11 protein-coding genes and 1 pseudogene are annotated in these 15,834 nt (G+C 36.6%); 6 read left to right on the top strand and 6 right to left on the bottom strand.

The genetic code is table 11. The annotated features are described in order from the left end of the window. Positions 1–31: 31 nt before the first annotated feature. Together RBB48_RS14510 and moaA are read right to left on the bottom strand one after the other, a co-directional pair. Positions 32–1,045 (bottom strand): molybdopterin-synthase adenylyltransferase MoeB, encoded by a 1,014-nt coding sequence (locus tag RBB48_RS14510; protein WP_098133689.1) that lies wholly within the window; start codon positions 1,043–1,045, stop codon positions 32–34. Positions 1,046–1,062: 17 nt separating this feature from the next. Beyond that, the gene (gene moaA, locus RBB48_RS14505; RefSeq protein ID WP_306007787.1) at positions 1,063–2,076 is read right to left on the bottom strand and encodes a GTP 3',8-cyclase MoaA; all 1,014 of its coding nucleotides are present in this window, start codon (positions 2,074–2,076) and stop codon (positions 1,063–1,065) included. Positions 2,077–2,355: 279 nt separating this feature from the next. On the opposite strand from moaA, the gene RBB48_RS14500 reads away from it, so the two are divergent. Beyond that, the gene (locus RBB48_RS14500; protein ID WP_000185186.1) at positions 2,356–3,048 is read left to right on the top strand and encodes a Crp/Fnr family transcriptional regulator; all 693 of its coding nucleotides are present in this window, start codon (positions 2,356–2,358) and stop codon (positions 3,046–3,048) included. Positions 3,049–3,141: 93 nt separating this feature from the next. Here the strand turns inward: RBB48_RS14500 and narI are convergent, their stop codons facing one another. The 4 genes from narI to RBB48_RS14480 are packed head-to-tail and all read right to left on the bottom strand — an operon-like array spanning position 3,142 to position 9,547. Continuing rightward, entirely contained in the window at positions 3,142–3,831 is a 690-nt protein-coding gene (narI, locus tag RBB48_RS14495; protein WP_000969212.1) for a respiratory nitrate reductase subunit gamma, read from the bottom strand. Between the two features lie 17 nt (positions 3,832–3,848). Then, positions 3,849–4,379: a nitrate reductase molybdenum cofactor assembly chaperone gene (narJ, locus tag RBB48_RS14490; protein WP_097889472.1), complete on the bottom strand. Its 531-nt coding sequence runs from the start codon at positions 4,377–4,379 to the stop codon at positions 3,849–3,851. Positions 4,380–4,398: 19 nt separating this feature from the next. Next, positions 4,399–5,874, bottom strand: coding sequence for a nitrate reductase subunit beta (gene narH, locus RBB48_RS14485; protein WP_306007786.1), 1,476 nt, complete (start codon positions 5,872–5,874; stop codon positions 4,399–4,401). Beyond that, positions 5,864–9,547 carry a nitrate reductase subunit alpha gene (locus RBB48_RS14480; RefSeq protein WP_088609032.1) on the bottom strand — a complete coding sequence of 1,228 codons (3,684 nt, stop codon included), beginning with the start codon at positions 9,545–9,547 and terminating at the stop codon, positions 5,864–5,866. The genes narH and RBB48_RS14480 overlap by 11 nt, the downstream gene beginning before the upstream one ends. A gap of 476 nt (positions 9,548–10,023) precedes the next feature. On the opposite strand from RBB48_RS14480, the gene RBB48_RS14475 reads away from it, so the two are divergent. From RBB48_RS14475 to RBB48_RS14455, 5 genes and pseudogenes are all read left to right on the top strand, one after another. Further along, positions 10,024–10,524 (top strand): hypothetical protein, encoded by a 501-nt coding sequence (locus tag RBB48_RS14475; RefSeq protein WP_088609031.1) that lies wholly within the window; start codon positions 10,024–10,026, stop codon positions 10,522–10,524. A gap of 99 nt (positions 10,525–10,623) precedes the next feature. Next, positions 10,624–10,964 (top strand): annotated as a pseudogene (locus RBB48_RS14470) (hypothetical protein). A 405-nt stretch (positions 10,965–11,369) separates the two neighbouring features. Beyond that, positions 11,370–12,332 (top strand): AAA family ATPase, encoded by a 963-nt coding sequence (locus RBB48_RS14465; RefSeq protein ID WP_306007785.1) that lies wholly within the window; start codon positions 11,370–11,372, stop codon positions 12,330–12,332. Further along, positions 12,332–13,546, top strand: a complete 1,215-nt coding sequence (locus RBB48_RS14460) for a DUF58 domain-containing protein (protein ID WP_306007833.1) — start codon at positions 12,332–12,334, stop codon at positions 13,544–13,546. Before RBB48_RS14465 ends, RBB48_RS14460 begins: the two co-directional genes overlap by 1 nt. Further along, entirely contained in the window at positions 13,543–15,771 is a 2,229-nt protein-coding gene (locus RBB48_RS14455) for a transglutaminase TgpA family protein (RefSeq protein ID WP_088609029.1), read from the top strand. Before RBB48_RS14460 ends, RBB48_RS14455 begins: the two co-directional genes overlap by 4 nt. The last annotated feature ends 63 nt before the right edge of the window (positions 15,772–15,834 follow it).

The raw sequence follows: 15,834 nt of genomic DNA, 5'->3' as shown, positions 1-15,834 counted from the left end.
CTTTCCAATAAGGTGCCACTCACTTTTCTGTTCACCCTATATATGTTGCGTATAATCGTTTTGCTATTTTCACATCATTTGTCCCATGAATAAATGCCCTACCGTCTGTAAATAAAACGAAACGATATTCATCAATTAGAAATGATAGTAAGTATGGCGTTTTTTTGACATGTACACTCTTTTGTAATCGTTTTTGAATTTCGTTTAAATTAAGATTTTTCTTTATTCCTGAACGGATTTGAACTGTATTCCGTCCGCATAACACTTCCGTTTTCATTTGCGTTTCAAATGTTAAACTTGGATACGTTCGTGATTTTCCGCAAGATGGACATGTACTTTTTTTCTGTCTATTTACTTTTAATGAGAGATATTGATTGTTCCAAATATCAAATGATAACATCGTCCCTCTTAACGACTCATAATCATCCACCAATATTTTCATCGCCTCTGTTACTTGTTGAGCAACAACCATTTGTACAGCTGGCTGAATGATTCCGGCTGTATCGCATGTTGCACCGCTCATAGGATGGTCCATTAGGCAGCGAAAACATGGTGTTTTCCCAGGAAGAATTGTATACGTTACACCGTAACTCCCGATGCATCCGCCGTATATCCAAGGTATATTCTCTTTTTGTGAAATGTCATTTATAAGTAAACGCGTATCGAAATTGTCAGTCGCATCTATGATAAGGTCCACATCTTTTGTTAACTCTTCTATTTCTTGCATTGTGACATCTGTTACAACTGGTACAATTTCCACTTCAGAATTAATCTTTCTTACATGTTCTGCCGCTGCAATTGCTTTCGGTTTACAATGCTTTGCATCTTCTTCTGTATATAACTGTTGCCGCTGTAAATTACTCCATTCGACGTAGTCACGATCGGCAATTGTCAATTTCCCAATTCCCATCCTAACGAGCGCTTCCGCATTTGCAGCTCCTAGTGCACCCGCACCGATTAGGAGCACTTGCTTTTCTCTTATTTTTCTTTGACCCATTTCACCAATTCCAGAAAACAATACTTGCCTTGAATATCGCTCTTGCATAGAGAATCCTCCTTTCGCTATCCGCCAATGTATGACATTTCAACTTTTGGACGTTTATTTGTACTTTCCACCGTTCTTTCATCTGAATATCGATCTGTTCTATATCTCCATGTATGTTGTAAAATTTTTAATAGTGAGGCATCCGAAATATTTTCTCGAAGAAGCGTTCGCAAATCCGTTCCTTTTTCTCCAAATAAGCACGTAAAAAACTTACCGTCTGCCGAAATACGAGCTCTCGTACAAGAAGAACAAAATGACTCTGATACTGAAGTAATAAACCCAACTTCTGCATTGCTCCCTACATATCGATACAATTTCGCAACTTCTCCAAAGTAACGAGGTGTAACAGGCTCAACTGGATATACGCGATTAATCTTCTCTATTAATTGTTCCTTCGTAATCACTTGTTCAAAGTTCCATCCGTTCGTACTGCCCACATCCATAAACTCAATAAAACGAAGCTGATTTTCTTGTTCTTTAAAATAACGAGCCATATGTAGGATTTGGCTATCATTCATTCCTTTTTTTACGACCATATTTACCTTTACTTCTAATCCTGCAGCCTTTGCTGCTTCAATTCCTTTTAATACAGGTTTTGTGCTTACATTTCGGCCATTTATATTTTTGAAGACGTGATCCTCTATCGCATCTAAACTAATATTTACACGTTTTAATCCCACGTCTTTTAACGCCTGAGCTTGTTTTGCTAAATGAATACCGTTTGTTGTGAGCCCAATATCTTTTAAGCCTTCTAGCTTTGCAAGTCTTTCAATTAATTTCGGTAAGTCTTTACGCAATAACGGTTCGCCACCAGTAAGCCTAATTTTTTCAACTCCCATACTTATAAATAGCCTAGCTAGTCTCTCTATTTCATCAAAAGATAATAAAAACTCTTCCTGTAAAAAAGCGTAATGAGGTCCGAACACTTCAGCAGGCATACAATATGTGCACCTAAAATTACAACGATCAATAACTGAAATACGTAAATCTTGAAGTGGACGTTCTAAAGAATCTTTCATTTTCTCGTACATCTATATCCCTTCTTTTCTGCTGCAATCCTTAGTAAGTTTTCAATTTTTCATTTGCCTTTATTATAAAAAAGAAGCTACATATTCAATGTGACTTTTCTCACATCACTTTCCCCATTCAAAAATTCTTCACAAATCCGTTCGAATTTTGTTCACATCTTCAGTGCCTACTCCTTACGGTCATTGAAATTTCACTTATATTTTTAAAATAGCTCTTGCATTTCCAGCATACTTACACTCAAAATAGGAAATGGATTGCTTATAAGAAGAAAGGTGATTGCTGTGACAAACAGTATGAAATTATCTCAAGATTTAAAGGAATTACTTGCATCTGTTGAATATAAAATGCAGATAAAAAAAGGTAGTTTTATTTTTCAAGAAGGTATGGAGGCAACCGAACTCTATATTATCCACTCAGGAAAAGTACAAATTAGTAAACTTAGTGCTGACGGACAAGAATTAACACTTCGAATTTGTTCGGCATATGACATTATTGGAGAATTAACATTGTTCACGGACGATGCGAAGTATTTATTAAATTCAAAATGCCTTGAAGATGTTGAAGTAGGCGTTATCAAGCGTGAAGCGTTAGAAAGAGAATTACTCCAAAAGCCCGCACTTGTATTTGAATTTATGAAATGGATTAGTGAACATTTAAGAAGAATGCAAACGAAGTTCCGAGATTTAGTATTACACGGCAAAAAAGGTGCCCTTTATTCTACTCTCATTCGAATGACAAATAGTTACGGTGTATTAAAAGAAAATGGTATTCTCATCGATTTACCGTTAACGAATCAAGAACTCGCTAATTTCTGTGCAACTTCACGCGAAAGTGTAAATCGAATGTTAAATGAATTAAAAAAGCAAGGTACAATTTCTATTCATAAAGGAAAGATTACAATCCACGATTTACAATTTTTAAAACGTGAAATTGCTTGTGAAGATTGCTCTGCTTCTGTTTGTAGTATTGATTAGCGTCTTATTTAGATACTTATACCTATAAAGAAAGCCGAGGTCTCCAATTAGATCTCGGCTTTCTTTATAAGTTACTAAACATATAAAACAACATTATTTTTTCAATTCATTTGGAATACGTCTTCTGTAAATTACATAACTACGGCTTATATATTTAATTGGGGCACTAAATACATGTACTAGTCTTGTAAATGGCCATACTGCGAAAAGCCCCATTCCTGCAAGAATATGAATTTTAAACCATACAGGTACTTCCATCATATATTCAACTTTCGGTTGGAAAATGAAGAGGCTTCGGAACCACGGACCGATCGTTGTACGATAATCAAACCCTTTTGAGTCGATGTTTAAAAATGTTGAGGAAAGCCCTGCTAGCATTACGATAAGTAATAAAATAAGCGCAATATAATCTCCCTTTGTGCTCGTTGCAATGATACGTTTTACTGTTACGCGGCGGTACGTTAATATAATTAAACCGATGATAGAAGCAACACCTGCCGGAAGTCCGAAACTAATTGCTACTACATGATACATATGCTCCGAAATACCTATTGAACGGTATACAGCCTCTGGAATTAAAATCCCCATAACATGACCGCCAATTACGAACATGATCCCAAAGTGGAATAATAGACTTCCGATTCGGAGCATTTTCTTTTCTAATAGTTCACTAGATTTTGATGTCCATCCAAATTGATCATAGTTGTATCTGAAAATATGCCCACCAATAAAGATCGCAAAAATGATATAGGGAAACAATACCCATAGAAATTGATCCATCATTTTGACAACTCTCCTTTCTAATTTGTCTGTACACCCCATGTATCGATAGCGAGTAGAACAGCCGCAAGAATTGGTTCATACATACTATCTGCATCTTTTAACTGAACGTGTAATGCTTGTATGTTTTCTTTGTATTTACTCATAATTTCTTCACTGTCTTGCTCATTTGCATTGGCAAAAAACTCGAGTAATAACGGTAAATAATCAGGTAGTTCTTTATCTGTTACTTCAAAACCAGATTTTTTATAATGCTGTTTTAACTCTAATAACTCAATACCTCTTTCTCTTTGTTCACCTGTGTTCATATAAGTAAGATACATATTTGTCTTTTTACCAAAATCGAATGTATATACGTAAACATCAATTAATTGATCGTTCGTTTTATCTAGCGCTTGTTTTATAAATACTGTAAGTGCTACTTTAACGTCTTCCTGTTCAATCGCTTCAATCTCTTCTTGCAATTCAGCTAAAGCTTCTCTCCACCCTAGTTCCGGGTAGGAGAGAAGGAATGAAGAACATGAAAAAGCAGTTTGTAAACTTTGTTTCATATTTTTCCGCCCCCATTATTTAAGAAATTGTCGTGCAAGAGCCTGGGCCACCTGCGAAGGATAAACCACAGCTTCCTTGTTCGTTATATAAATCTGCAACTTGCTCGCGATGAGTGGCCGGAATGACGAAGCGATCTTTATATTTCGCGATAGCAAGAAGACGATACATATCTTCTACATCCTGTTTCGTTAAGCCGAGTTCTTTTAATACCGCTTCATTTGGTTCTTGATTAATTTGCAATGCTCTCATATGCGTTCGCATAACAGCCATTTTTTTCAACGTAAGACGAATATGTGATTCATCTCCTGCAGTGAGTAAATTCGCTAAATATTGAATTGGAATACGCATATTATCAATAGCAGGGAAAATCTCTTCTGCTTGCCAGTTACTACCTTTCCCCTCCACCATGTTCATAATTGGGCTAAGCGGCGGGATATACCAAACCATTGGCATTGTACGATACTCTGGATGAAGAGGTAGAGCAATTTTCCAATCGATAATCATTTTATAGATTGGCGACTGTTGTGCCGCTTTAATCCATTCTTCAGGAATCCCTTGTTTTTTCGCTTCAGCTGCTACTTCTGGATCATTTGGATCTAGGAAAACAGTAAGTTGAGATTCATATAAATCTTTTTCATCTTCAACAGACACCGCTTCTTTTACTTTATCAGCGTTATATAGCATTACCCCAATATACCGAATACGTCCTACACATGTTTCCGAACATATTGTTGGCATACCCGCTTCAATACGTGGGAAACACATTGTGCATTTTTCAGCTTTATTCGTTTGCCAGTTAAAATACACTTTTTTATACGGACAAGAAGATACACAAAATCTCCATGCACGACATGCATTTTGATCTACAAGAACAATCCCATCTTCTTCACGTTTATACATCGCACCAGATGGACAAGAAGATACGCAAGATGGATTCATACAATGTTCGCATATGCGTGGTAAATACATCATAAAGACATTTTCAAAATCTGTTTTAATTTCTTCTTCCATTTTCTTTACGTTCGGATCTTGTAATCCTGTTATATGTCCACCAGCTAAATCATCTTCCCAGTTTGGACCCCATTCAATTTTGTCGATAAATTCACCCGTAATTGCTGATTTCGGACGAGCAACTGGCTGATGCTTACGCTGAGGACTATTTGTTAACGTTTCATAATCATAGTTCCAAGGTTCAAAGTAATCATCAATTGTTGGTTGATCTGGATTGTGGAAAATATTCATAAGGCGCTTCATTTTCGAACCAGATTTCAGCTGAATTTCACCATTTTTCAATTCCCAGCCACCTTTATATTTCTCCTGATCTTCCCATTGCTTTGGATAACCAATACCAGGTTTCGTTTCTACGTTATTGAAATACATATATTCAGCACCTGGACGATTTGTCCAGGTGTTTTTGCACGTTACACTACAAGTATGGCAGCCAATGCATTTATCTAGATTCATTACCATTCCGACTTGTGCTTTAATCTTCAAGCCAATCTACCTCCTTCAGTTTGCGAATTACAACGTTTAAGTCACGCTGGTTCCCTGTTGGACCATAATAGTTAAATCCGTAGCTTAATTGGCCATATCCACCAATCATATGTGTCGGTTTCACATGAATACGGGTTGGACTATTATGCGTTCCCCCGCGGGTGCTTGTTAATTTCGTACCAGGCACGTTAATGTGACGATCTTGCGCATGATGCATAAATGCCATTCCTCTCGGTATACGGTGCGTTACAACAGCACGCGCTACAACAACACCGTTACGGTTAAAGCACTCGATCCAATCATTATCTGCAACGCCAGCTTCTGCAGCGTCCTCTTTATTCATCCAAACAGTTGGACCACCTCTAAACAGCGTTAACATCGGTAATGAATCGAAGTACATACTATGAATCGACCACTTATTATGCGGTGTTAAATAATTCAATGTAATCTCTTTTCCTTCTACTTCAGGCCGTGATTTACGGAACGGTTTATGTTGCAGAATTGGTTTAAATGTTGCCATCGTTTCACCAAATTCTTTCATCATGTCATGATCTAAATAGAAAGATTGTCGTCCAGTGATTGTTCTCCAAGGAATGAGACGTTCCACATTTGTAGTAAATGGTGAATAACGGCGTCCACCTTTTTCTGAACCTGTAAATGCTGGAGAAGTAATTACTGTTTTCGGCTGCGCTGTAATTTGTTCGAATGTGAAGCATTCTTCTTCACGTTCTTCTGCTAAATCACGTAGTTTTAAATCCGTTTGTTTTTCAAGTGCTTCCCATGCTTTTACAGCCATATGACCGTTTGTTGTAGAAGAAAGTGTTAATACCGCTTCAGCAGCATTAATTGCTTCTTTTATGTCTGGGCAACCTTTCGCAATAGAATCCGTTCGAACGACTCCTAATCGGCTCTTTAATTGCTCATATTCTTTTTCCGCAGACCAAGAAATCCCTTTCGTACCAATTGGCTGTTTTCCAGTATTTGGTCCTAGCGCAGTCATTTTGTCATAAATCGTTTTATAATCCCTTTCGACAACATGAATTTGTGGCATCGTTTTACCTGGGATCGGTTCACACTCACCTTTGCTCCAATCTCTAATCTTGCCAAGTGGTTGCGCTAATTCTTGTGGTGTATCGTGAAGAAGTGGTGTTGCAACAACTTCTTTCATTGGTTCAAGATCGATTTTCTTCGCTAAATCAGACACAGCTTTAGAAAGAGAAGTGAAAATGTCCCAGTCAGAGCGCGCTTCCCACGGCGAACCGATTGCTGGATTAAATGGATGTACAAATGGATGCATATCTGTACTACTTAAATCATGCTTTTCATACCAAGTTGAAGCAGGTAAGACGATATCAGAATAAAGTGCTGTTCCAGCCATACGGAAATCTAAATTAATGAGTAAATCTAACTTCCCTTCTGGTGCTTCTTCATGCCACTTAATTTCTTCTGGTCGTAACGAATCACTATCGTCATTCATTAATCCGTTTGTCGTACCTAACAAATGTTTTAAGAAATATTCATGTCCTTTACCAGAACTTGAAATTAAGTTTGCACGCCATACGAATAAGTTGCGCGGGTAGTTATTTTTATTATCTGGATCTTCAATCGCAAATTTCAGTTCTTTTTCTTTTAATTTTTGTGCAACGTATTTCCCGATTTCTTCTTGCGTTGTTGCACCAGCAGCAACAGCTTCTTTATATAATTCAATCCCATTTTTCTCGAATGTCGGATACGAAGGCAACCAGCCAAGTCGTGCCGCTAATACATTGTAATCACCGTGATGTTGATAACGAGAGTTGCCTTCCACTGGTGATGCTAAATGTCCCACTGGTGTATCTTCATAGCGCCATTGATCTGTTACGAAATAGAAGAAAGATGTACCGTTTTGTAATTTTGGTGGCCCTTGCCAATCTTTTGCCATCGCGATTGTTTGCCATCCTTCCGCTGGTCGTAATTTTTCTTGACCAACGTAATGCGCCCAACCACCGCCGTTTACACCTTGCGCTCCGACGAGAAGTACAAGATTTAAAACTGCGCGATAAATCGTATCAGAGTTAAACCAATGGTTAATACCAGCTCCGACAATAATCATTGAGCGACCGTTCGTATCAACAGCATTTTGTGCGAACTCACGAGCGATTTGAATAATAAGCTCACGTTTTACTCCTGTCATTTTCTCTTGCCATGCAGGTGTAAACGGTACGTCATCATTGAAGTCTTTCGGCTCTTGTCCGCCAAGTCCTCGGTTCACACCGTAATTTGCTAACGTTAAGTCGTATACAGTTGTAACGAACACTTCACCTTCTTCTGTCATAACCTTTTTCACTGGAATTGTTCGTTCTAATACTTTGTTTCCATCATCAGAGAAGTACGGAATTTGTACAGTTTGAACACTATCCTCCATTCCAAGTAAAGAAAGACGTGGATCAATCTTTTCACCTGTTTCTTCATCTTCTAAACGTAAGTTCCATTTCTTTTCATTATCCCAACGTGACCCCATTGTGCCGTGCGGTGTTGCAAAATCATTCGTATTCTCGTTCCAAAGTACAGGTTTCCATTCCCCTAACTTCGTTTCGCGTCCAATATCAGAAGCATTTAAAAAACGATCAGCAACGAATTGATCCCCTTTTTGTTTCAATGTGACGAAGAAAGGAAAATCAGTATATTGTTTCGCATACTTTGTGAAGTATTCCACTTGATTATCTACGTAAAATTCTTGTAAGATTACGTGCCCCATTGCCATCGCAAGCGCACCATCTGTACCTTGTTTCACACTAATCCAATCATCCGCAAACTTTGTAGATTCAGCGAAGTCAGGACTGACAGAAACGACTTTCGTTCCTTTATATCGAACCTCCGCTAAAAAGTGTGCATCTGGTGTTCTCGTCATCGGTACATTTGAACCCCATGTCATAATGTAACCAGAGTTATACCAGTCACTACTTTCTGGTACATCTGTTTGATCGCCCCAAATTTGAGGAGAAGCTGGTGGTAAATCTGCATACCAATCATAGAAACTAAGCATCGGTCCACCCATAAGTTGCATAAAGCGACTACCAGCTGCATGACTTAACATCGACATAGCTGGAATTGGTGAAAAACCAACATTTCGGTCTGGACCGTATTTCATTACTGTGTATAGTAATGAAGCAGAAACGAGTTGTAACACTTCATCCCAATTCGCACGAATGAATCCCCCTTTACCACGCGCCTGCTTATACGTACGTGCCTTCTCAGAGTTTTCCACAATGCTTTTCCAAGCGTCTAGTGGTGACTCGTTATTTTGTAATTCTTCTTGCCACATATTCCAAAGAACACCACGTACATACGGATATTTCACACGAAGTGGACTGTAAATATACCAAGAAAAACTTGCTCCACGCGGACATCCTCGCGGTTCAAAATCAGGCATATCAGGACCTGTAGTCGGATAGTTAAGCTCCTGCCCTTCCCAAGTTACAATTCCATCTTTCACATAAATATTCCAACTACATGAGCCAGTACAGTTCACGCCGTGTGTAGAACGAATTACTTTATCATGCTGCCAACGCTTTCTGTACACATTCTCCCATTCACGATCTTCATATGTTTCTTGTGTATGATTATCGTTATAACGATCTATTGGTGAAAAATATTTTAAACGTCTCATTAGTGCTGAAGGTTTCTTCTTCATACTGTTCACTCCTTTAATACGTCTCTCTTCCATACCCTTACTATAAGAGAGGTTGTAAAATACAGATGTGACATTTCGCACAGTTCAAGAGATTGTCAAAAATTCCGGAACAAATATAAAAAAGTGAAAATCTAATCGTTGTGGAGGGTTCACATCCTTCACTGACTGTTAAATTACTTCCTTGCTTCTAGCAAAGTTTAAGATGTAGTACAGATTAAAATGAGCGTGCAAAAAATTTCTTATATAATAGCGGAAGTAATTTGGGAATAGTTAAATTTGATTTGCCTAAATCGTAAGATAAGTTTATAAATGAAAATACAATACTTTCAATCCACCATACTAAGGGTAAGTATCCTGAAAATAGTTGAACCAAAAACGCCAGGAAATCCATATGATTTGCCAGCAACTTGGATTGAATGAAGAGAAGAATACACCAGAATGGCAGGATATTAAGATAATAATAAAAGGAGTAGATTATGATATTAGAACCGCTTTATGCAGAAAACATTATAGTAGCCGTCATATATAAAAATGAGTTTAGGTGGTATGTAACAGATAAAGAACTATGGTTTTTAGATTATAATAAATTAGATAATGCATATAAAAATTTAGGTATAAGCATTGAAGATAATGATGAAACGGGAGAAAGAAATGGAATAAAAGTATTAGATCATGAAAATGTAGAAGTATTTTTAGTAAGGATTAATCAATATAAAACAACTAAAGAAGAATTAAATTATTTACTACTTGAAAATATTAAAAGGAAGAATGCAGGAGAAGATCTATTAGATTATAGTCCCGTCTTATTAATTAACTTTGATAATAAAATACTATATTCAATGTTTCCAGAACCGGCATCATACGAAAACTATGTACCAAAAGATTGGATAGGTACATATGAAGATTTCACTGAACTCATACCTACATCAGAGAGATATTGGATAAATAAGTTTAATAACAATCTACTTTTACTATAAATGTAAGTAAGACAAGAGTAATGATAGTATAAGAATTTATTACCTTAATAGAGAAGTAAATAGAGTCACTAAAGCCAGAAATAAAAGAGTAAAATAGTCATGAAATATCCATATAGTTTTGAAGTACTTAACAGTAGTGATTTAGTTATGAGACTTCCTCAAGAAATAAAACTTGTTGAAACTTTTTTAGGAATTGAAGTTTCAGCTTTTCGAGATTGGATTTTAGAAGAATTACATAGTGTTTTAAACGGAGAAAAAATTATGTAGTAGTAAATGGCAACATTTGCGGTTTAGAAATCCGGAACGACACAACTACTGTGTTAGACAATTTAGCCGAAGATGGTAAAGGAGAATATTGTGAGATTGAAACAATGGAATTGGTAGAATTGATTCATATTTGGTTAAATAAACGAAAAGAATATAAAAAAGATAAAAAATAAAGGAGTGTAATAATTTAAATAGATGGCCTCTTCATGTGAAGCCGACTTTATTTTATTCATATACATTTTAATCACAAGGCGTATTAATATATGTTCCAAACTTTACGCGTAGGGTTTCCTACGCTATTTATTTTGCTCATTGAGGTCAATCTTTCCCTTCCTTCCCCTCTTCTACTTTTACCGACGATACTATTCTATATCAAAACGTATTTCACATAAAACGAGAAATCATTATTTACCATATTGCCCTAAGTTACGGAAACAATTATACTAGATGTAATCGCGATAAATAATCTGAATATTCTCAGAATTAAAGATAGAATCTTTACTGCCCGCAATTAGACGGATACATTCTATTTTTCACTAAATAGATTAGAAAACGATAATAAAATTAGGAGGATTACGATGCACCAGCTTGACTCATTACATCCCATTATAGAAAAAATAATTAACAATATTGAAAAGTTAATGGTCGGAAAGCGAAAAGAAACGATCTTAGCCTTGACAGCTCTCTTAGCAGAAGGTCATGTACTATTAGAAGATGTGCCTGGCGTTGGGAAAACAATGTTAGTACGTGCACTTTCTAAATCAATTGATGCTGATTACAAGCGCATTCAATTCACACCTGATTTACTGCCGTCAGATGTTACAGGTGTTTCTATTTATAATCCGAAAGAGCTCCAATTTGAGTTCAAGCCTGGACCAATCATGGGGAATTTTATACTTGCTGATGAAATTAATCGTACATCTCCAAAAACACAATCTGCCTTACTTGAAAGTATGGAAGAAGGCAATATTACAATAGATGGCATGACAAGACCGTTACCAAAACCGTTCTTTGTAATGGCTACCCAAAATCCGGTCGAATATGAGGGAACATATCCTTTACCAGAAGCACAGCTCGATCGTTTCTTATTGAAACTAAAAATGGGATATCCTACACAAGAAGAAGAATTTGAAATTTTAAACAGGATGGAAAAAACAAATCCCCTCTCCCATTTACAAGCTATTACAACAATAGAAGAATTACTTTATTTACAACAGAGCGTACGGGAAATAAGCATGGAAAAAGCAATCAAGCATTACATTGTAAAGCTTGTTAGTCAGACTCGTTCTTATAGTTCTATTCAACTAGGTGCAAGTCCACGTGGCTCGATTGCTTTAATGAAAGCTTCACAAGCTTATGCATTCATCCATGGCAGAAATTATGTTATTCCAGACGATGTTAAATTTTTAGCTCCCTACGTGTTAGCTCACAGACTCATTCTAAAAATGGAGGCAAAATTTGAAGGAATAACAGGAGAACAAGTTATCGCAAAAATCGTTGCGCGAACTACCGTACCTACTCAAAGGAAGATGAACCTTTGATGAAACGGATACTACGAGCACTCTATCATTTTACTAAGTTATCACTCATTCCGTTATGCCTAGTCTTAACATTTGTATACGCTATGCTTCAAGGAGGATTTGTAAGTTGGTTTTTGTTTTACAGTGCGATTCCTATTGGCCTTTATTCACTATTGCTTTCCTTCTTTGCTTTACGGAACGCCGAGGTAAAACGAAGAACAAATCAAGACGAATATGTAGCAGGAGAACCATTTTTAAGTACGATTACAATAAAAAGAAGTTTCCCTTTTCCCTTACTTTATTTAATTATAGAAGATGAACTGCCATCACAATTTACAAATTGTAAACAAACGAATATGAATAAAGTAATACTCTTTCCAGGATTGAAACGAAATATTTCGTTTCAATATGCAATTGACACAATCCCTAGAGGAGAGCACTCTTTTTCAAGCGTACGTGTCAAAACTGGCGATCTATTCGGTATGATGGAGAAAGAAGTAACTTTTTCAGTTCCAGATACATTTTTAGTCTACCCTCAGTATGTAGATATAACATATCGACAAATGGAAAATCATTTCGAACAAGGAGCACTTTCAGCAAATATAAATTTAGTAAAAGACTCTACCATTTCTGTCGGTGTCAGGGAATATAAACCTGGTGATCGCTTTTCGTGGATTGATTGGAAAGCAACTGCACGAACAAACAACATTATGACGAAAGAGTTTGAACAACAGCGCAGCCATAATATTATGATATTCATGGACAGAACCCCATCCCCTCTATTCGAATCAGTCGTCACATTTACTGCCTCTATTGTCAGGTCTGTCTTGAAGCAAAATTCACCGGCGTCATTCGTATCTGTCGGAAAAGAACGAACTTTTTTCCCTTTAGACAATGGAGATAGTCAGTTACATCAAATCTTTTGTCATTTAGCGAAGGTACAAGCAGATAGTGTATTCCCGCTCTCCCGGAGTGTAGAAATGGAATTAAGAAAAATTTATGAGCCCGTCACGATTATACTCGTGATAAGCGATCTTTCTCCCGATATTCAAAAGGCGGCTGACTTTGCTGCTATAAAAAACAGAAAATTAATGGTGTTTGTCGTAAAAGAAAAAGCAAATCAACTCTCACACCGAGAACTCAGTATTCTAGAAACTCTACAAAAACGACAAATATTTGTAAATGTGGTTTATGGAAACCAGTATACAAACGTGTTTTTTGAGGTGAGCAAATGATAACATTACAGGCAAAAAAACAATGGGATATGACTAGATTTTTCATGCATGCATGCGCATTTCTACTTTTACTAGAATGGCTAAGGCCCCTCGTAGGTATTACAAACGTAGGTAGATTAGATGTTTTCGTAATATTTATAGGGATTTGCTTCACTCTCTCTTTTTTTCAAATAAAATGGCAGATTCCAATAAAGATCGTCACGATTTTATTCATCATTCATTTCTTATATTATAAAAACGCTATTATAAATCCATCTTGGCTAATGAAATTTTTTACTGATATTTCTCGAAATGCCTCCTTGTTATTTCAGGGGAATTTGCTAGAGGTTTCTCCAGTTTTTCCAACACTTTTATTTTTTTTATCCTTTTGGTTTTTGAGTGCTTTCATCTCTTTTTGGATGATTCATAAAAAACGTGGGCTGTTATTTCTTATATTGACTATTATTTATATCACCGTTTTTCATAACTTACATTTATGTCATGCAAACTACGCTATTATTCGTACTGTTGTCATCGGCTTTTTTATGCTTAGTCTTCTCCGCATAGAACGAATAAAAGAGATGGAACACTTACAAAATTATGCTAGAGAAATCTCAAAATTACTTAAACCTCTTACAATATTTATTGTATTGTCAGCAACTATCGCATACTTTGCTCCAAAATTTGGCCCTCAATGGCCAAACCCAATGGATTTTTTAAAATTCAACACATCCGAAGCAAGTAAAAAACAAGATGTTTCTAAAATTGGGTATGGTTTAGATGATTCGCGATTAGGCGGTCCTTTTAAGACGGATCCTACAATTGTTTTCACAGCACAAACGCAAAACAAACAATATTGGAGAGTCGAAACGAAAGATTTTTATACAGGAAAAGGCTGGGAAGTTTCTGAAAATCAAAAAAAGGTTTCTTTTAAAAATAAAAACGACGTCGTGAGCTGGTACGAACAAAATACAAAAACGGAGGCCACTGAGGCAACAATCACCATGAAAAAAAGTTATCCACACCTTACCTATCCAGCAGGATTAGTATCAGTTGAGGCTTCTTCAGATATATCATACAGCGTTGACCCCTTTTCAGAAAAAATCTATACGATGCACGGAGACTCCTCTACTACTTTAAATTCATATAAAGTAACGTATGAGATCCCGGAGTTTTCCATAGAAAAATTGAAAGCTGTAAACACGAATGAAGGCCAAGAAACAAATCCTTATTTCATGACAAAGTACACGCAACTTCCCGAATCATTACCGCAGCGAGTAAGAGACTTAGCTGTTAATCTAACAAATGATAAAGACAACCGATATGATAAAGTATTAGCTATTGAAAATTACTTCACCGACCATTCTTTCGTATATGAAACAATGAATGTGTTGTTCCCTGCCAAAAATCAAGATTATGTTGATCAATTCCTTTTTGATACAAAAAGCGGCTACTGTAATAATTTTTCGACATCTATGATTGTGTTACTTCGTTCTGCTGGGATTCCTGCTCGATGGGTAAAAGGTTATACAGAAGGAACTCTTGATAACACACTAGTTGGTTCAGAAGGTGAGGATGTATATAAAATCGCGAACGATAACGCACACTCTTGGGTCGAAGTATATTTCCCAGGATACGGATGGATTCCATTCGAACCAACAAAAGGATTTACCAATCCCTATAATTTCACAAATAATACTCCTGCTCCTACTTTACAAAATAGCGAAGAAACTAAGTCTCAAAATGCGCAAATGCACCAAAGAAACAATGAAGCAAAGCTCAAAAGTTTAATTGAAGATACAGAAGACGCTCCTACTAAAAAGCTTACAAATTCTAAAAATGGACTTTCTTGGTGGTACGTATTCCTCTCTACGATACTAATTAGTATCATCGGATACATTCTCTTCGCTAATAGAATGAAATGGATTACATTTTTTATTATTCTTTTCTACAAATACCGAAAAGATGATGCTGTTTATAGCAAAGCTTACGATGCACTTTTAAAACAATTTGGCCGAATTGGTATACCACGTGAGGAAAGTCAAACATTCCGAGAATATGCTCTCCACATCGATACACTTTACAACTCTGCCGATATGCAACAACTTACTTTCAGTTATGAGAACGCTATGTATCAAAAGGGACAGGCCGTAGCAGAATGGAAGAAATCCGTACACTTATGGGAAATTCTTATGAAAAAAGCAGCCTCTCCGCCTAAATCAAATGACTTCCATTCAGCGATTTAATCTTGATACTGTGAATTGATAGAAAAAGCCTCAAAGAACTACATTGTTCTTTGAGGCTTTTTT

Source organism: Bacillus sp. MMSF_3353, from assembly GCF_030733445.1.
Taxonomy (GTDB): Bacteria; Bacillota; Bacilli; order Bacillales; family Bacillaceae_G; genus Bacillus_A; species Bacillus_A wiedmannii.
Note: the sequence above shows the minus strand (reverse complement) of the source record. Positions and strands in the feature narration are given on the sequence as shown.